Below are 16,660 nucleotides of genomic sequence, written 5' to 3'. Positions count from 1 at the left end.
CCTACGGCCGGTCGCACCGAACTGACCACCGGGAGCCGGGCGTTCTCCGACAAGGCGGCCACCCGCCCGGCACGGACGACGAGTTCGCGTGGCGGGAGGTCGATCACGGTCTGCGGCAGGCACTCGCCGGTCAGCAGCAGGAAGTCGCCCGGCGAGGCCGGCGCCAGGGTGACCGGCGGGAGGTCGAGCAGTTCGGCGCCGCCGTCGGCCGCGAGGGCGAAGCAGTCGGTCAGCTGCTCGTCGGTGCGGGCGTCGGTGGTCCAGCCGAGCGGGTGGGCCCCGTGCCGCATGTCCGCGCTGCCGCACGGGCTCCACGAGCCGCGCACGCCGTCCGCGCCGAGCCGACCCACATGCCGTGCGCCGACGGAACCACGGCGCTCACCCGCGCCGAACGGCGGGGCTCCCAGGACGTCGTGGCCGCGCTGCGGCGGGCGGAGGAGCGCACACCCGGCGCCTGACGAGCACTTCTCACGACCGACCCGAAGCGCCAGCACGGGCCGTTCTCACGGCCAGCCCGGCACCGGCGGCAACGGCCAGCCAGGCAGCACCGGCAGCGGACCGTCCGAGCGCAGCCCCGTCGCCGGAACGCGCCCGGCGAGCCAGGCGAGCAACTCGTGTCCGGGGCCGCGCACCACCGGCCCCGCCCCGCCGACCGTCCAGCCCTGGCCGAGGTCCTCCGCCTCGACCCGGGCGAGCGGAACCCCGCGCGCCGCCAGCGCCGCGGTCGTCTCCGCGAGGGCCGTCCGCACGAAGCCGTCCGGCCAACCGGCCGACAAACGGCCGGTGTTCAGGTCGACGTGGTGCACCTCCAGCTCCCGCCAGGCCCGCCACAGCAGGTACCAGGCCGGATGCCGCCAGCCCGCCAGCGCGGGGACCAGCACCGTCCTGCGCTCGACGGGCAGCTCCGCCGCGTCCCGCAGCAGCCCGTCCAGGCTGTCCCGCAGGTCCGCGGCCAGCGCGCCGGCGCCGCGCCCCGCGCCCTCGTCCAACTGCCGCCCCAGCTCGGCGACGTCGGCCCGCGGCCCCGGTGCGGTGCCGGTACGGGCCAGGGCGAACATCCACCGGTACGCGTCGGCGCTGCGGGCGAGGTGGGTGAGCACGTGGCCCCGGCTCCAGCCGGGGAGCAGGGACGGCTCGCGGGCCTGCCGGTCGGTCAGCGGGGCGACGTCCGCACCGAGGCGCGCCACCGACTCCCGGACCTCACCGAACAGCTCGTCGAACTCCATCACGACCTAACGACCCGTCTCAGCCAGCGACTTGACGCCCTCCAGGGTGGCCTTCATGCCGGTCCGCAGCTCCCCCAGCCGGAAGGCGACGATCTTCTCCTCGGCCTCCGGCCGGGCCTCGATGGCCAGCACCACACCGCTGCGGCCGGGGCCGATGACCGCCGAATGGCGCAGCCGGGTACCGCCGTCCTCGGGCGTCAGGTCGAAGCGCCACCGGGCCAGCGCGCCGGCCACCTCCTCGACCGGGTCGCCGAACCGGCCGTCCGCGTCCATGACGGCCCAGGCGAAGGCGCGGTGCTCGGCCAGTTCCACCACCTCGGAGACCGTCCGCCAGTCGCGCATGTCCGGCCGGCTGTTGTACCCCTCGAAGCGCGCGCCGACGGCAGCGCCCTCCGCGCCGTCCAGCCAGGCGACCCGCTGGAGCTCCGGGCTGAGCCGGGCGGGCAGGCGGATGTCGGCCACCAGCGCCCAGACGCGTTCCACCGGCGCCTGGACGAACACCTCGCACTGCGCACCCGGACCATCGGCGTACCGCATACCGCTCCCCCTCGACTTCCGTGCTCACACACTCGTCCGTACGGGTCGGCACCCGCCGTGCCCCCGCCTCTGCGTCCGGAACGCCGCGAAGACAGCGGGCGGGTTGCCGCCCTTCTCGTCGGGCCCTGCCATCGATGATCGATCCCGCCGAACACCCAAGTCAATCCACCGATTTCCTGGGGAACCCCCAAGCCCGGCCTTGGGTCTGGCCCCTCGGACACGGGCCCCGGACACGGCGGTACGCTGAGCGCTCGTGACCCTCGACGACCTCCGCGTGTTCGCCGCCGTCTGCCGGGCCGGCTCGCTCAGCGCCGTCGCCCGCGAGCTGGCCTGCAGCCAGTCCGCCGTCAGCCAGCACGTGAAGCGGCTGGAACGCGAGCTGGGACTGACCCTGATCGAGCGGCACCCGCGCGGCGTGGTGCCCACCAACGCCGGACGCCATCTGCAGACCGCCGTGGCCAACGGCCTGGGCGGCATCGACCACGCGCTGCGTACCATCGCCGAACTCGCCCGCGGTGAGGGCGGATCGGTGCGGATCACCACCGGCGCCACCAGCATCCGGCACTTCATGTCCGCGGCCGTGGTGGACTTCCGCGAGCGCTACCCGCAGGTCAGCCTGGAGTTCCAGACCGGCGTCTCCAGCCGCCACTGCCTGGAGGCGCTCACCGCCGGCCAGGTCGACCTGGCCTGGATCACCCTCGGCACGCCGGTCCGCGGCATCGAACAGCGGCCGGTCGCCGACCTGCCCTGGGTCCTCGCCGTGGCGGCGGGCGACCCGCTCGCCGCCCGTGCGCGCATCGAACCCGCCGACCTCCAGGACGCCCGGCTCATCGGGCTGCCGCAGAACTCGGTGTCCCGCTCCCAACTCGACGACTGGCTGGGAAAGTCGGGCATCCGGCCGGTCTTCGACACCAGCGTCACGGACTGGGACACCGCGATCCTGCTGGCCGAACTCGGCCTGGGCCACGCCGTCGTGCCCGCGCTCCCCGAGTGGCAGGGCCCCGGACACCCGGGCCTGCGGCTGGTCCCGCTGCCCGACCTGCCCGGCCTCACCGTCGGCTGGGCCGCCCGCGAATGGGACACCCTCGGCCCGCTCGCCCGCACCTTCGCGGACACCGTCGCGACCCACTGCGAGCGCGCGACGCCGCCGCCGGTCAGTCCCGCGCCCGCTGCCACTCCATGACGGGGGTCGGCCCGGCCCGCTCCGGTGACGTCGGCGCCGCCGGTCAGTTGGTGTGGAAGGAGTGGCTGCGCCCGATCTCGGCGAAGCCCCGGCGCGCGTACCACTCGCGCGGCCAGCCGTCCGCGTCGGCGAGGAGGAAGAGCTGTGGGATCCCGGCGGCTGCCGCCAGCGCCAGGCCGCTGCCGAGCAGGGTGTCGCCGTAGCCCGCGCCGCGGTGGTGGGCGGCGGTGACCAGGTCCTCCACCTGGGCCAACCCCGCGGCCGGTTCGAGGTAGAGGTCGGCCCAGGCCGCGACCTCGCCGTCCGCCGCCCGGGCGGCCAGGAAGTGCACCTGCTCGGCGCCGCGCAGCCGGGTCGGCCGGCGGTCGGTGAGCTGTCGGAGCAGCTCACCGTCCTCGTGCCACTCCGACTGCTGCCGCAGCACGGCCTCCCGCATGGCGGCGAACTCCGTGGGCAGGGCGACCGGTTCGGGCAGTTCACAACCCGCCGTGCCGCGGACCATGACCACGGCGGTGTCGCGCTCGTACCCGGCCTCGGCCAGCACCGGAGCGGCCCGCTCGGCCCACTGCTCGTCCAGCACGGTGATCGCGTACTGCCGGCGCTGCCCGAGCCACCGGGCCGCCAGACCGGGCAGCGCCGCCGGGTCCGTGCCCGGCCCGGTGACGATCAGCTGGTTGTGCTCGTGGGAGAGGACGTAGTCGACGTTCCGGACCGCGAACACCCCGGGGAACTCGGGCAGTTCGACGATCTCTTCCGCATGGCGGCGGGCGAAGGAGGCACGGAAGGCGCTCACGCGCTCAAGCAGATCCGACATTCTGCCATGATCGCCCCGCCTCCCGCTCCGACCAAGCGAATTTCAAGCGGAGGTCGGCGCACCCGCTGTGGCGATCGACGCGCACCTCGGACCAGCCGCGCCGCGAACGGGCCCTCCGACACCGCCGCACGAGAGGTCGGCCGGTCCGACTTCCTACTCCGCCGCCCGCCCGAAGCGCACCGACCACTCGGCGATGAGCTCCCGCAGTTCGGGCGGCCGGACGACCCGGAATTCCGCGCCCAGGGATCCCAGGGCCATCGCCGGCCAGTCCAGCGAGTCGGCGGTCATCCGCAGGCGGCAGCGCGTGGGGTCGACCTCCTCCACCTCCCCCCAGCGGCCGACGTGGGCGCGGACGCGCTCCGCCGGGGCTTCGACCAGGGCTTCGACGCGGTTCGACCGGGGCGTGGCGTTGAGGCCGGCGCGGACGTACTCGGCGGCGTCGGCGGCCGGCAGGGAGCGCGGGGCGAAGCGGGCTCCGGTTCCCTCGGCGGCGGAGAGGCGGTCGAGGCGGAAGGTGCGCCAGTCGCCGCGGTCGAGGTCGTACGCGACCAGGTACCAGCGCCGGTCGAGGCAGACCAACCGGTGTGGTTCGACGTGCCGTTCGGTGCGGTGCCCGCCGGCGGCGGTGTACGAGAAGCGCAGCCGCTCGCCGTCGCGGCAGGCGAGGGCGACCGCCGTGAGGGCGTCCGGGTCGACGCGGGAGCCGACGGCTCCCCAGTCGACGGGCACGGTGACCGCGCGCAGCGCCTCGACCCGGCGGCGCAGCCGGGCGGGCATCACCTGCACCACCTTGGCCAGCACCCGCACGGAGGCCTCGGCGACGCCCTCGACGGGACTCTCGGCCGCGGCCTGGAGCCCTACCGCGAGGGCGACGGCCTCTTCGTCGTCGATGACCAGCGGTGGCAGCGCGGCGCCCGCCGCGAGCTGGTAGCCGCCGTCGACCCCGCGCTGGGCCTCGACGGGGTAACCGAGTTCGCGCAGCCGGTCGATGTCGCGTCGCAGGGTGCGGACGGAGACGCCGAGCCGGTCGGCGAGTTCGTCGCCGGGCCAGTAGCGGTGGGTCTGGAGCAGGGAGAGCAGTCGCAGCGTACGGGTGCTGGTGTTCGCCATGCCCCGATTCTGTCCTGGATTCAGGACAGGAAGTGGCCGCAATCCGCCTTAGCGTTGTTCTTGTCCGAGAGAGCAGGAACCGAACGGAAGGCCAGAGCCATGACCACGACCACCACCCCCGCCGCCACCGCCCCGGTCACCGGCGAGCGCGCCGACCTCCTGGTGGCACTGGAGAAGCAGCGGCACTTCCTGCGGTTCACCACCCGCGACCTCACCGACGAGCAGGCCGGACGACGGACCACCGCGAGCGAGCTGTGCCTGGGCGGTCTGGTCAAGCACGTGACGTCGGTCGAGCGGCTGTGGGCGGCCTTCATCGTGGAGGGCGCGTCCGCGATGCCCGACTTCTCCGCCATGACCGAGGCCGACTTCGCCCGCCGGGCCGACGAGTTCCGCCTGCTGCCCGGCGAGACGCTGGCCGGCGTCCTCGCCGAGTACGCCGAAGTCGCCCGCCGCACCGATGAACTGGTCGTCTCGCTGCCCGACCTGAACGCGACCCGGGCGCTGCCGAAGGCTCCCTGGTTCGAGGCGGACGCCGAGTGGTCGGCCCGCCGGGTGCTGCTGCACATCGTCGCCGAGACGGCCCAGCACGCGGGCCACGCGGACATCATCCGCGAGTGCCTGGACGGCGCGAAGAGCATGGGCTGAGCCGAGCGGGGCCTGACCGCGGCATTCAGCGACCAAGGCCCGCCCGCCAGGGCCCGTCCCGGGCCCTGGCCGGCAGCCCCCATCGCCGCCGGGGTTCAGACCTCGCCGACCAGGGTGAACCCGGCCCCGTCCACGGCGCTGCGCACCGCCTCCGTCTCCAACGGCCGGACGGAGGCCACGGTGACCCGGCCGCTCGGCGCGTGCGCGACGACGGCGGTGACACCGGGGAGGGCGGCCAGCCCGGCGCTGACGGTCCGCTCGCAGTGGCCGCAGCTCATGCCGTCGACGGCGAGGACGGTGGTGATGGACATGGCGGTGCCTCCCAGGGGCGTGTCAGGGGTGATCGGCGGACCGGGACGACCGGCGGCCCGACCCGCACCACCACAGCGGAATCCGGTCCCCGCGCCCAGGGACACGCCGCCGGGATGGCACCATCGAGTGGATCCGGGAACCGGCCGGGCCCCGCGCCCGACGGGGCCTCCGGGAGCCGCGCTCGGCTGGGCACCAGCACGCCCGCACCGCGACCGCCGTACCTCCCCGCGCGGCGAGAGCCGCCTGAACCACCCCCACCCGTCTGCCCGTTCCTCCTGATGGACCCCTTTCGCCCATCCGGGAGCAGTTCTGCCGCCATGAAACGCTGGAAGCCCTGGCACGCGGCCCTCGCCCTGACGCTGGTCGCGACGGTGACCGCCGGACTGCTCTGGTGGCAGCCCTGGCGGGACGGGTCGGCACCGCTGGCCTTCACCACCGCGCCCGGCGGCTCGGCCCGCTTCGGCACCGGGGAGCACCTGTACCGCTACAAGGTGCGGGTGGAGGACGGCATCCAGGAGAGCCCCCAGCAGTTCGCCGCCGAGGTGGACGCGATCCTCGGCGACACCCGCCGCGGCTGGGCGGCCGGGAACACCGCGTCCTTCCAGCGGATGCCCGCCGACCCGGTGGACTTCACGGTCTACCTCGCGACCCCCGCGTCCACCGACCGGATCTGCGGCCAGTACGGGCTGGACACCGGCGGCTGGGTCAACTGCGGCGTCCAGCACCAGGTGGTGATCAACCTCAAGCGGTGGACGGAACTGTCCGAGTTCTACCAGGGCCGGCCCGAGGCGTACCACGCGCTCGCGGTCAACCACGAGGTCGGCCACATCCTGGGCAACGGCCACGTCGACTGCCCGGGCCCGGGCGCCCCGGCGCCGGTGATGATGCAGCAGATCAAGGGCCTGCACGGCTGTGTCCCCAACGGCTGGCCCTACTCGGACACCGGCACCCTGCTCACCGGCCCGCCCGTCCAGGCCCCGAGCAACGCGCCCTGAGGCGCGTGCTGGGGTTCCCGCCGGCGCGAGCACTCCCGCGAGCACGGATAATCACTGGTCGGACCGGGTGTCGCCGCACGACGGCCCCCGGTCCCGATCGTGTCCGTACCCGTCCGTGCGTGGAGTGAAGAACCTTGAACGATGTGGAGAACCTGGACTACCCGGTCCTGCTGGAGGCCGCCGAGGCGGCCGCCCGGGCGACCACGGGCCGGGGCCACGTCGCCGACTACATCCCGGCCCTCGCCGAGGCTGACCCGGAGGCCTTCGGCATGGCGGTGGCCACCGTCGACGGCGAGCTGTACGGCGTCGGGGACTGGGAGCGGCCGTTCTCCATCCAGAGCGTGTCCAAGCTGTTCTCGCTCGCCCTCGCCCTGGCCTACAGCAGCGACGGCGGCGAGGCGCTCTGGCGGGGCGTCGGCCGCGAGCCCTCCGGCAACCCGTTCAACTCCCTCGTCCAGCTGGAGACCGAGCACGGCATCCCGCGCAACCCCTTCATCAACGCGGGCGCCCTGGTGGTCACCGACCGCCTGCAGTCGCTGACCGGCGACGCCTCCGGCGCGGTACGGGAGTTCCTGCGCCGCGAGTCCGGCAACCCGCTGCTGGACACGGACCCGGTGGTCGCCGCCTCCGAGGCCGAGCACGGCCACCGCAACGCCGCGCTCGCCCACTTCATCGCCAGCCACGGCAACCTGGAGAACCCGGTCGAGACCGTGCTGGAGCACTACTACGCCCACTGCGCCGTCGCCGCCAGCTGCCGCGACCTCGTGCTGGCCGGCTCCTTCCTCGCCCGCTACGGTGTCCGCACCGACGGCACCCGCCTGATGACCCGCAGCGAGGCCAAGCGGATCAACGCCGTCCTGCTCACCTGCGGCACCTACGACGCCGCCGGCGAGTTCGCCTTCCGGGTGGGGCTGCCCGGCAAGAGCGGCGTCGGCGGCGGCGTCCTGGCCATACTCCCCGGCCGCGCCGCGGTCTGCGCCTGGGGCCCCCGCCTCGACCAGGCCGGCAACTCCGTCGCCGCCGTGACCGCCCTGGACACGCTGACCACCCTCTCGGGCTGCTCCGTCTTCTGACAGCAGCGGGGCCCGGTCGCCGACCTCGCGACCGGGCCCGCCCCCGTACGGAACCGGGGACCTACTCCACCGTCACGCTCTTGGCCAGGTTGCGCGGCTTGTCCACGTCCCGGCCGAGGGCGACCGCCGCGTGGTAGGCGAGCAGCTGGAGCGGGATGTTGAGGAGCAGCGGGTCCAGCTCGGGCTCGCTCTTGGGCACCAGGATGCAGTGGTCGACGAACTTGTCCTCCGGGCGCCGGTGGGCGACGGCGATGACCCGGCCGGAGCGGGCCTTGATCTCGCCGAGGGTGGTCAGGTTCTTGTCGAGCAGCTCGTCGTCCGGAACCAGTGCCACGGTGGGCAGTTCGGGGCTGATCAGGGCCAGCGGGCCGTGCTTGAGCTCGCTCGCCGGGTAGGCCTCGGCGTGGACGTAGGAGATCTCCTTGAGCTTCTGCGCGCCCTCCCGGGCCACCGGGTAGCCGCGGACCCGGCCGATGAACATCATGCCGGTGGAGTCGGCGTACTCGGCGGCCAGCTTCGCGATCGCCTCGCTCTGGTCGAGCACCTCGCGGATCTGGTCGGGCAGCGCCTGGAGGGCGGCGACGATCCGGCGCCCGTCGGAGGGCGAGAGGTCGTGGATGCGGCCGAAGTGCAGGGCGAGCAGGGCGAAGGCGACCACGGTGGAGGTGAACGCCTTGGTGGAGGCGACGGAGACCTCGGGCCCGGCGTGCAGGTAGATGCCGCCGTCGCACTCGCGGGCGATCGCGCTGCCCACGGTGTTGACGACGCCGAGCACCCGGCCGCCCTTGCGCTTGATCTCCTGGACGGCGGCGAGCGTGTCGTAGGTCTCGCCGGACTGGCTGACCGCGACGTACAGGGTGTCGGCCTCGATCACCGGGTTGCGGTAGCGGAACTCCGAGGCGGGCTCGCTGTGTGCGGGGATCCGGGCCAGCTCCTCGATCAGCTGGGCACCCATCTCGCCCGCGTAGTAGGCGGATCCGCAGCCGAGGATCTTCACCCGGCGGATCTCGCGCAGTTCCCGGGCGTCCAGGTTGAGGCCGCCCAGGTGGGCGGTGCTGAAGCGCTCGTCGAGCCGGCCGCTGAGGGTGCGCTCCACCGAGCCGGGCTGCTCGTGGATCTCCTTGAGCAGGTAGTGCTCGTAGCCGCCGGTGTCGAAGGAGCCGATCTCCCAGTCGACGGTGGACGGCTGGCGGTGGGTGGTGCGGGCGTCGGCGGTGAAGGTGCGGAAGCCGTCGGCGCGGACGGTGGCGAGCTCGCCGTCCTCCAGGTGCACGACCTGGCGGGTGTAGCGGACCAGGGCGGAGACGTCGGAGGCGGCGAACATCTCCTTCTCCCCGATGCCGAGGACGATCGGGCTGCCGTTGCGGGCGACCACGATCCGGTCCGGCTGGGCGGCGTCCAGCACGGCGATGCCGTAGGTGCCGACGACCCGGCCGAGCGCGGCGCGGACGGCGTCCTCCAGCTCGACGCCCTCGGTGGCGTGGGCGGCGATCAGGTGGGAGAGCACCTCGGTGTCGGTCTCGGAGCGGAACACGGCGCCGTCGGCGGTCAGCTTGGCGCGCAGCTCGTCGGCGTTCTCGATGATGCCGTTGTGGACGACGGCGATCCGCTCGGCGTTGTCCAGGTGCGGGTGGGCGTTGGCGTCGCTGGGGACCCCGTGGGTGGCCCAGCGGGTGTGACCGATGCCGGTGCCGCCCTTGAAGCGGGCCGGTACGGCGGCGGCGAGGTCGGCGACCCGGCCCTTGACCTTGCGGAGCTTGAGTCCGCCGGTGCGGCCGGCGACGGCGACGCCGGCCGAGTCGTAGCCGCGGTACTCCAGCCGGGCCAGTCCCTCCAGCAGGAAGGGGGTCGCGTCCTTGGGGCCGATGTAGGCCACGATTCCGCACATGCGTGGACTCCTCCAGGAATATAGGGGATGGACCGAGGCTCAGCCGTAGACGATCCGGCGCAGCTGACGGGCCGAGAGTTCCGGCGCCGCGACCCGGCGGGCGGGCAGCTCCTCGGCGAGCCGGGTGAAGATCCGTTCGTTGGTGAGGCCTCGTGCCTGCAGCTCGCCGTGGCGGCGACGGACGTACTCCTCGGTGGTCTCGGAGAAGTACGCCAGCACCTCCGCCACGACCCGTGCCGCTTCCCGGGGCCCGAGCGGGCTGGTCCGGGCGAGGTGGGCGAGGAGGTCTTCGTGAGGGTGGGGTGAGCTCGGCACGACTGAGAACTCTAGGTCTTGGTTCTCGCCGAAGCCAAAGATCTTGCCCGATATCGGGCAGACTTCACGACTTCCTGCCCGGGCTACCCCTCGGACCCCCTACTGCCACCCTCCCGACAGACTCTTGATGCCGCGCCGACTCCGCCCTTAGCGTGATCTCCGGCACACCTAGCCGAAGACCGGAGGGCTTGCTGATGTGCGGGATCACCGGATGGGTCGCCTACGACCGCGACCTGATCGCCGAACGGGACGTCCTCGACGCGATGACGGCCACCCAGGTCTGCCGCGGCCCGGACGCCGGGGGCGTCCACCTGGAGCCGCACGCCGCGCTCGGCCACCGCCGCCTCGCGGTGATCGACGTCGAGGGCGGCGTCCAGCCGATGGCCGTCGAGCACGACGGCCGCCCCCTGGCCGTGCTCAGCTACAGCGGCGAGGTCTACAACCACCGCGAGCTGCGCGCGGAACTGGAGGCGGCCGGGCACCGCTTCCGCACCCGCAGCGACACCGAGGTCGTGCTGCACGCCTACCTGGAGTGGGGCGAGGGCCTGGCCCAGCGGCTCAACGGCATGTTCGCCTTCGCGGTCTGGGACTCCCGGCGCGAGGAACTGCTGCTGGTCCGCGACCGGATGGGCGTCAAGCCGCTGTACTACCACCCGACTCCGGACGGCGTGGTGTTCGGCTCCGAGATGAAGGCGGTCCTGGCCCACCCCTCGGTCCGCGCCGTGGTCGACCTGGACGGGCTGCGCGAACTGCTCGCCCACACCCGCACCCCCGACCTCACCCCGTACCGGGACGTCCTGGAGGTCCGGCCCGGGCACGTGGTGCGGGTGCGCCGCGGCGGCGTCTCGGTGCGCCGCTACTGGGCCCTGGAGGCACGCGAGCACACCGACACCCTGGAGGCGACGATCGCCACCGTCCGGGCCCTGCTGGACGACATCGTCCACCGCCAGCTGGACTCGGACGTGCCGCTCTGCTCGCTGCTCTCCGGCGGCCTGGACTCCAGCGCCATCACCGCCCTCGCCGCCAGGACGCTGGCCGCCGCCGGCGCCGGCCCGGTGCGCTCCTTCGCGGTGGACTTCGCCGGGCAGCCGCAGGACTTCCGCACCGACCCGGTCCGGCAGTCCCAGGACGGCCCGTTCGCCCGGCTGCTCGCCGACCACGTGGGCGCCGACCACAGCGTGATCGAGCTGGACCCCGCCGAGCTCGCCGACCCGGCCCTGCGCTCCGCGACCGTGCGCGCCCGCGACCTGCCGAACGGCGTCGGCGACATGGACGTCTCACTGCTGCTGCTCTTCCGGGACGTGCGCCGCCACTCCACCGTCGCGCTGTCCGGCGAGTCCGCGGACGAACTCTTCGGCGGCTACCGCTGGTTCCACGACCCGAAGGCGGTCGCCACCGACGACTTCCCCTGGGCCGCCAGCGTCGCCGCCATCGCCGGCGCGGGCTCCGCCCCGCGCGAGCACCTGCTCGACGCCGACCTGCTGCGCAAGCTCGACCTGGAGGACTACCGCCGGGCCCGCTACCGGGAGGCACTCGCCGAGGTCCCGCACCTGGACCGCGCCGACCCGCTGGAGCGGCGGATGCGCGAGATCTCCTACCTCAACCTCACCCGCTTCGTCTGCATCCTGCTCGACCGCAAGGACCGGATGAGCATGGCCAACGGCCTGGAGGTGCGGGTGCCGTTCTGCGACCACCGGCTGGTCCAGTACGTCTTCAACGCGCCGTGGGCGATGAAGGCCTTCGACGGCCGGGAGAAGAGCCTGCTGCGCGCCGCCGTCCGGGACGTGCTGCCGGCCGAGGTCGCCGATCGGGTGAAGAGCCCCTACCCGGTGTCGATGGACCCGCTCTACCCGGCGCAGCTGCGCGCCGAACTCGCCCGGCTCGCCGCCGGACGGAAGTCCCCGGCCCTCGACCTGCTCGACCAGCGGCGCCTCACCGACGCGCTCGCCCCGGCCACCGACCCCGAGTCCGTGCGACTGGCCGTCGACCTCGCGCTGGACCTCGACGCCTGGCTGACGGAGTACCCGGTGACCCTGGAACTCTGACGCTCCGCCCGGACGGCACGGCGGCCCCCGGACGGGCCGCTACTCCGTCCGGGTGAACGCCGGGAGCCCCGGGGCGTGTCTCTCGGGTCCTCGCCGGAGCCGCCGAAACCCACGGGACACGTCCCGGGCCCACGGCGGACGGTCGGTCACCCGGATCACCGCTGACGCTTGATCACCCGGAACCATCCCGGCGCGTCGGGGCGTCCGGACGATGCGGTAGCGTCGCCGATACCTCCCGAATGGCGGGCGAAAACGCGGAATCCCGCCCCCGTGCCGTCAGGATGGGAGCGAACCGTTCACCTCGATCCGCCGGGGGATCCCGTCATGCAGCCGCGAGTCTTCGCGATTCTCACCGCCCTGCTCCTGGGCGTCCTGGGCCTCGGTTCGGTGGCCGTCACCGACTGGTCGCCCGCGGCGGCCACCGCGGCCCCGGCAGCCCCGACCGTGCCGGGAGGCGGGGCGGGCGCCCAGCCGGTCGCCGTCGGCGGGGCGAGCGCCACCCCGACCGGCGACCCGGCGGTGTGGACCCGCTCGACACTGCGCAACAAGCTGATGGCCGAGATGGACGCCAGCGACCCCGGCGTCGCCCTCGCCGACCTCGACAGGATCACCAAGGCGAAGCCGTACACCGTGCGGTTCTGCCACCCGATCGCGCACGAGCTCGGCCACGCGGCGGTCAAGCGGTACCACGAGGACTTCCAGAAGGTCATCTCCTTCCCGCACGAGACCTGCGCGGCCGGCTACCTGCACGGCGCGGTCGAGGAGATGCTCAACGCCTCCACCCAGCCCGAGGTGGACCTGCTCAAGCTGTGCGCCCCCCAGAACACCGGCCCCTGTATCCACGGCGTGGGCCACGGCACGATGTTCGTCGCCAAGCAGGACGTCGCCAAGGCGCGCGACCTGTGCAACAAGTTCACCACCGAACAGAACCGGATCCGCTGCTCCGAGGGCCTGTTCATGCAGCTCTTCGGCCCGGACGAGGAGGACGAGCAGGCCAAGGCCAACCTGCCCGCCGACAAGCTCGCCCAGGACCCGCTGTACCCGTGCAAGGACCAGCCGTCCCTGTTCCAGTCCGCCTGCTACTTCTACGCCCCGACCTTCTACCTGTCCTCGCACGACTACCCGAACCACCCCGAGGTCTACGCCGACGCCCTCAAGTGGTGCCTCAACGGCAAGGCCGCCGGCGGGGCGGTGGACTGCAGCCGCGGGGTCGGCTCCCGGACCATGAAGTACAACCTGGACCGCGAGGACTGGGCCGCCCAGCAGTGCGCCACCGCCGCCGACGGCTGGCAGCGCAAGGCCTGCGCGGAGGGGCTGGTCAGCTACTACACGGTGAACTACACCGACGGCGGCGCGGCCGGGCGGCTCTGTGCGAAGATCACCAACCCGGAGATGCAGGGCTACTGCCGTTCGGCGGGCGGACTGTCCGGCTCGCTGGACTGATCGCCGGGCCGATCCGCGGTCCGATCACCCGACCGATCGACGGACCGACGACGGACCGACGACGGACCGATCGCCCCCGTCCCGCCTGCTGGGCCCGCGCCGCACGGCGCGGGCCCGCTTGCGTAGGATCACCCGACGATCGTCTGATCAGGGTGCGCCGAGGAAGCCGCGCCTGGCCCGGTCCCACCCACGGCCTCCCTGGAGCACGCCATGACCACCGAGGACTTCCGCAGCGCCGCCCACGCCACCGCCGACCTGGTCTCCGACTACCTCGCCGAGCTGCCCGCCCGCCCCGTCTGGCAGCCGATGGGCGACGCCGCCCGGCAGACCCTGCTCGACGCCCCGCTGCCCGCCGAGGGCCGCCCGCTCGGCGAACTGCTGGCCGCCATCGAGCGGGACGTCCTCCCCCACCCCATGGGCAACGGCAACCCGCGCTTCTTCGGCTGGGTCAACTCCGCCCCCGCCCCCGCCGGGGTGCTCGCCACCCTCGCCGCCGCCGCGATGAACCCCAGCTCGGCCGGCGGCGACCACGCCGACGTCCACCTCGAACGCGCCGTCGTCCGTTGGATCGCCGAACTGGTCGGCTTCCCGCACCCGGCCGGCGGCGGGCTGCTCACCTCGGGCACCTCGATGGCGACCATCGTCTGCCTCGCCGCTGCCCGCAACCGTGCCGCCCGCCGGGCCGGCCACGACGTCCGCGAGGAGGGCCTGAGCGGCCTGCCGCCGCTGGTCGGCTACGTCACCGGCGAGACCCACTCCTGCGTCCGCAAGGCCGCCGAACTCCTCGGGCTCGGCAGCAGGCACCTGCGCACCGTCGCCACCGGCCCCGACGGACGCCTCGACCCCGCCGGGCTGCGGGCGGCCGTCGAGCGCGACCGCGCGGCCGGACTGCTGCCCTTCCTGGTCGTCGCCTCGGCCGGCACCGTCGGCACCGGCGCGGTGGACGAGTTCGGCCCGATCGCCGACCTCTGCGAGGAGCACGGACTGTGGCTGCACGTGGACGGCGCGTACGGCGCCTTCGGCCGCCTCGACCCCACGATCACCCACCGCTACGCCGGCCTGGAGCGCGCCGACTCGCTCGCCCTCGACCCCCACAAGTGGCTCGGCGTCCCGGTCGACTGCGGCTGCGCCCTGGTCCGCGACACCGACGAGCTTCGCGGCACCTTCAGCCTCGTCCCGTCCTACCTGCGCGACGAGGCGGCCGGGGCGCTCGGCTGGTTCTCCGAGCACGGCACCGAGCAGACCCGCCCGTTCCGCGCCCTCAAGGTCTGGGCCACCATCGCCCACCGCGGCCGCACCGGCCTCGCCCAGGACATCGCCCACTGCACCGCCCTCGCCCGCCGGCTCGGCGAACTCGTGAAGGCCGACGGGGAACTGGAGCTTCTGGCGGAGGTCCAGACCTCCATCGTCGCGTTCCGCCACCGGGCCGCCGGCCTGGACGCCGCCGCCCGCGACGCCCTCAACCGCGACCTCCCTGTGGCCGTCCAGCGGCGCGGCCGGGTCTTCGTCACCGGAGCACTGCTCGGCGGGCACGAGATGCTCCGCGCCTGCCTGCTCAACGCCGCGACCACCGAGGAGGACCTCCACCTCCTGCTCTCCGAGGTGAAGGCCGCCGCCCGCACGCTGCTGCCGTAACACACCGTGGTGGGCCTTAACCACCAGGTCACGGCCGCTTCGCGATCAGGAAACACCGGTCGGGCACGGTGGAGGCCATGGAGCACTCGAAGTCTTCCCCGCACCGCGCCCGCCGCTGGCGACGCGACACCGTCGAGCTCGCCGCCGCCTTCCTCTCCGTCACCGCGGCCGACCTGATCGCGAAGGTCGTCCTCCACGGCTCCGACGGCCCGGTCGTCCTCGCCGGCTCCGCCGTCGCACTGCTCACCACCGCCCTGCTGCACGCCTGGTGGTCCCCGCACGCCCCTCCCCCGACCGTCCTGTGGCGGGTGCGCACCACCGCGCTGGCCCACACCGGCGCCACCCTCGCCGAGCACCGGATCACGCTGCTCTCGTTCCACCCCCACCCGGCCGCCGACGAACTCTTCCTCCGCACCCCCCACACCCTCACCCCCGCCGCCCTGAGCGCCCTCCTCACCGCCAGCGGCCACAGCCTCCAGGACGCCCCGACCCGGATCGCCTGACCCGAACGGGCCTCAGTCCTCGACCTCGACCTCGACGGCCGTGCGGATCTCCAGCGCGCGCTTGGCCAGGTCGTCCGGGCGGGTCTCGCCGGTCCCGTCGATGACGGCGCCGACGGTCGTGCCGTCCGCCCAGACGCAGACGGTCCGGGAAGCGCTGGAATCGCCCATGACCGCGCAGTCGAGCGCGCCGCCGAGCGCGCCGACCGGGTAGTCCTGGCGCTCCCGGATGGGCTCGTCGTCGGGCCAGCGGGAGGCGTCGGAGCCCCAGAGCGCGCCGAACTGCCGGTCCAGCTCCCCCCGGGCGTCCGGGAAGCTCCCCGTCATCCCGGCAACCAGCAGGGTCCTCCGGCCCGAGCCGACGGGGCCGTAGCCCGCCACGGACACGTCCCGGTAAGGCCTCAGCGCGGTCAGGTTCCTGTGCAGGCGGGCGCTTTCGGTCGTGACCACGTCGTCGTCCGGCATCCGCTCCTGGTCGCCGATCCGGTCCGCCAGGACGATCCGGTGCGCGGGCGGGGCCCCGGCGCCGGTCACTGCGGCCACGGTCAGGGCCGTGAACAGGGCGACGACCACCCCGCCCGCGCTCCAGGCCTTGCGGGGCACCGTGCGGTACCACGGCAGCGGGGCCACCGGTTCCAGGGTGTTGGCCCAGATCGCCCGCAGGCCACTGGGTCTCTCGGACGGCTGCTCGTTCTCCATGTCCGCCATGTCATCCCATTCGAGCAAACAAACGTTCAACAGATCGCCGGATGGTACGTCAGCACGCGAATGATCCGCACCGCACCGTCCGGATCCGGCAGCGGCCGGGCCCGAACGTGACGGGACCGGCGGGGGGGGGGGGGGGGGGGGCGCCCGCCCCCCCCCCCGCCCGGGGCGGGGGGGGGGGGGGGGGGGGGGGGGCGCCCCCCGGGGGCCCCCCCCCCGGGGGCCCCCCCCCCC

17 protein-coding genes and 1 pseudogene are annotated in these 16,660 nt (G+C 73.9%); 9 read left to right on the top strand and 9 right to left on the bottom strand.

Going from position 1 to position 16,660, the window contains the following annotated elements; translation table 11 throughout:
• Window positions 1–53: 53 nt before the first annotated feature.
• Window positions 54–341: pseudogene (locus ACH4J0_RS16965) on the bottom strand (cytosine deaminase); the annotation flags it as partial.
• On the opposite strand from ACH4J0_RS16965, the gene ACH4J0_RS16960 reads away from it, so the two are divergent.
• Window positions 282–458 carry a hypothetical protein gene (locus ACH4J0_RS16960; protein WP_396240962.1) on the top strand — a complete coding sequence of 59 codons (177 nt, stop codon included), beginning with the start codon at window positions 282–284 and terminating at the stop codon, window positions 456–458. The pseudogene ACH4J0_RS16965 and the gene ACH4J0_RS16960 overlap by 60 nt on opposite strands.
• Before the next feature lie 45 nt (window positions 459–503).
• Here the strand turns inward: ACH4J0_RS16960 and ACH4J0_RS16955 are convergent, their stop codons facing one another.
• Together ACH4J0_RS16955 and ACH4J0_RS16950 are read right to left on the bottom strand one after the other, a co-directional pair.
• Entirely contained in the window at window positions 504–1,226 is a 723-nt protein-coding gene (locus ACH4J0_RS16955; protein WP_396240952.1) for a maleylpyruvate isomerase family mycothiol-dependent enzyme, read from the bottom strand.
• A gap of 6 nt (window positions 1,227–1,232) precedes the next feature.
• A complete protein-coding gene (locus ACH4J0_RS16950; protein WP_396240754.1) occupies window positions 1,233–1,763 on the bottom strand; it encodes an SRPBCC family protein in 531 nt (176 codons plus the stop codon).
• A 253-nt stretch (window positions 1,764–2,016) separates the two neighbouring features.
• Between ACH4J0_RS16950 and ACH4J0_RS16945 the strand changes: the two genes are divergently transcribed.
• Window positions 2,017–2,946, top strand: a complete 930-nt coding sequence (locus ACH4J0_RS16945) for a LysR family transcriptional regulator (protein WP_396240752.1) — start codon at window positions 2,017–2,019, stop codon at window positions 2,944–2,946.
• A 43-nt stretch (window positions 2,947–2,989) separates the two neighbouring features.
• On the opposite strand, the gene ACH4J0_RS16940 is transcribed toward ACH4J0_RS16945, so the two are convergent.
• Window positions 2,990–3,760 (bottom strand): GNAT family N-acetyltransferase, encoded by a 771-nt coding sequence (locus ACH4J0_RS16940; protein ID WP_396240750.1) that lies wholly within the window; start codon window positions 3,758–3,760, stop codon window positions 2,990–2,992.
• Between the two features lie 153 nt (window positions 3,761–3,913).
• Window positions 3,914–4,870: a helix-turn-helix transcriptional regulator gene (locus ACH4J0_RS16935; RefSeq protein WP_396240748.1), complete on the bottom strand. Its 957-nt coding sequence runs from the start codon at window positions 4,868–4,870 to the stop codon at window positions 3,914–3,916.
• 99 nt (window positions 4,871–4,969) lie between these two features.
• Between ACH4J0_RS16935 and ACH4J0_RS16930 the strand changes: the two genes are divergently transcribed.
• Window positions 4,970–5,515 carry a DinB family protein gene (locus ACH4J0_RS16930; RefSeq protein WP_396240746.1) on the top strand — a complete coding sequence of 182 codons (546 nt, stop codon included), beginning with the start codon at window positions 4,970–4,972 and terminating at the stop codon, window positions 5,513–5,515.
• Window positions 5,516–5,610: 95 nt separating this feature from the next.
• On the opposite strand, the gene ACH4J0_RS16925 is transcribed toward ACH4J0_RS16930, so the two are convergent.
• Window positions 5,611–5,826, bottom strand: coding sequence for a heavy-metal-associated domain-containing protein (locus ACH4J0_RS16925; protein WP_396240744.1), 216 nt, complete (start codon window positions 5,824–5,826; stop codon window positions 5,611–5,613).
• A gap of 318 nt (window positions 5,827–6,144) precedes the next feature.
• Here ACH4J0_RS16925 and ACH4J0_RS16920 point away from each other — a divergent pair, with 318 nt between their 5' ends.
• Both ACH4J0_RS16920 and ACH4J0_RS16915 read left to right on the top strand, forming a co-directional pair.
• The gene (locus ACH4J0_RS16920) at window positions 6,145–6,822 is read left to right on the top strand and encodes a DUF3152 domain-containing protein (protein WP_396240742.1); all 678 of its coding nucleotides are present in this window, start codon (window positions 6,145–6,147) and stop codon (window positions 6,820–6,822) included.
• Between the two features lie 152 nt (window positions 6,823–6,974).
• Window positions 6,975–7,895 carry a glutaminase gene (locus ACH4J0_RS16915; protein WP_396240950.1) on the top strand — a complete coding sequence of 307 codons (921 nt, stop codon included), beginning with the start codon at window positions 6,975–6,977 and terminating at the stop codon, window positions 7,893–7,895.
• Between the two features lie 61 nt (window positions 7,896–7,956).
• On the opposite strand, the gene glmS is transcribed toward ACH4J0_RS16915, so the two are convergent.
• Complete coding sequence (glmS, locus tag ACH4J0_RS16910; RefSeq protein ID WP_396240740.1) at window positions 7,957–9,783, bottom strand: glutamine--fructose-6-phosphate transaminase (isomerizing); 1,827 nt, start codon at window positions 9,781–9,783, stop codon at window positions 7,957–7,959.
• 39 nt (window positions 9,784–9,822) lie between these two features.
• The gene (locus tag ACH4J0_RS16905; protein WP_396240738.1) at window positions 9,823–10,098 is read right to left on the bottom strand and encodes a hypothetical protein; all 276 of its coding nucleotides are present in this window, start codon (window positions 10,096–10,098) and stop codon (window positions 9,823–9,825) included.
• Between the two features lie 194 nt (window positions 10,099–10,292).
• On the opposite strand from ACH4J0_RS16905, the gene asnB reads away from it, so the two are divergent.
• The 4 genes from asnB to ACH4J0_RS16885 all read left to right on the top strand — a co-directional run bounded on the left by asnB (window position 10,293) and on the right by ACH4J0_RS16885 (window position 15,724).
• Window positions 10,293–12,143: an asparagine synthase (glutamine-hydrolyzing) gene (gene asnB / locus ACH4J0_RS16900; RefSeq protein ID WP_396240736.1), complete on the top strand. Its 1,851-nt coding sequence runs from the start codon at window positions 10,293–10,295 to the stop codon at window positions 12,141–12,143.
• Window positions 12,144–12,467: 324 nt separating this feature from the next.
• On the top strand, window positions 12,468–13,586 hold the full coding sequence (locus ACH4J0_RS16895; protein WP_396240734.1) for a hypothetical protein: 1,119 nt from the start codon (window positions 12,468–12,470) through the stop codon (window positions 13,584–13,586).
• A 210-nt stretch (window positions 13,587–13,796) separates the two neighbouring features.
• Window positions 13,797–15,221: a pyridoxal phosphate-dependent decarboxylase family protein gene (locus ACH4J0_RS16890; RefSeq protein WP_396240732.1), complete on the top strand. Its 1,425-nt coding sequence runs from the start codon at window positions 13,797–13,799 to the stop codon at window positions 15,219–15,221.
• A gap of 77 nt (window positions 15,222–15,298) precedes the next feature.
• The gene (locus ACH4J0_RS16885) at window positions 15,299–15,724 is read left to right on the top strand and encodes a hypothetical protein (protein ID WP_396240730.1); all 426 of its coding nucleotides are present in this window, start codon (window positions 15,299–15,301) and stop codon (window positions 15,722–15,724) included.
• 12 nt (window positions 15,725–15,736) lie between these two features.
• Here the strand turns inward: ACH4J0_RS16885 and ACH4J0_RS16880 are convergent, their stop codons facing one another.
• Window positions 15,737–16,420, bottom strand: coding sequence for a hypothetical protein (locus ACH4J0_RS16880; protein ID WP_396240728.1), 684 nt, complete (start codon window positions 16,418–16,420; stop codon window positions 15,737–15,739).
• Window positions 16,421–16,660 lie beyond the last annotated feature (240 nt).

The sequence above is a fragment of the Kitasatospora sp. NPDC017646 genome (assembly GCF_044329365.1).
Lineage (GTDB): Bacteria > Actinomycetota > Actinomycetes > Streptomycetales > Streptomycetaceae > Kitasatospora.
Note: the sequence above shows the minus strand (reverse complement) of the source record. Positions and strands in the feature narration are given on the sequence as shown.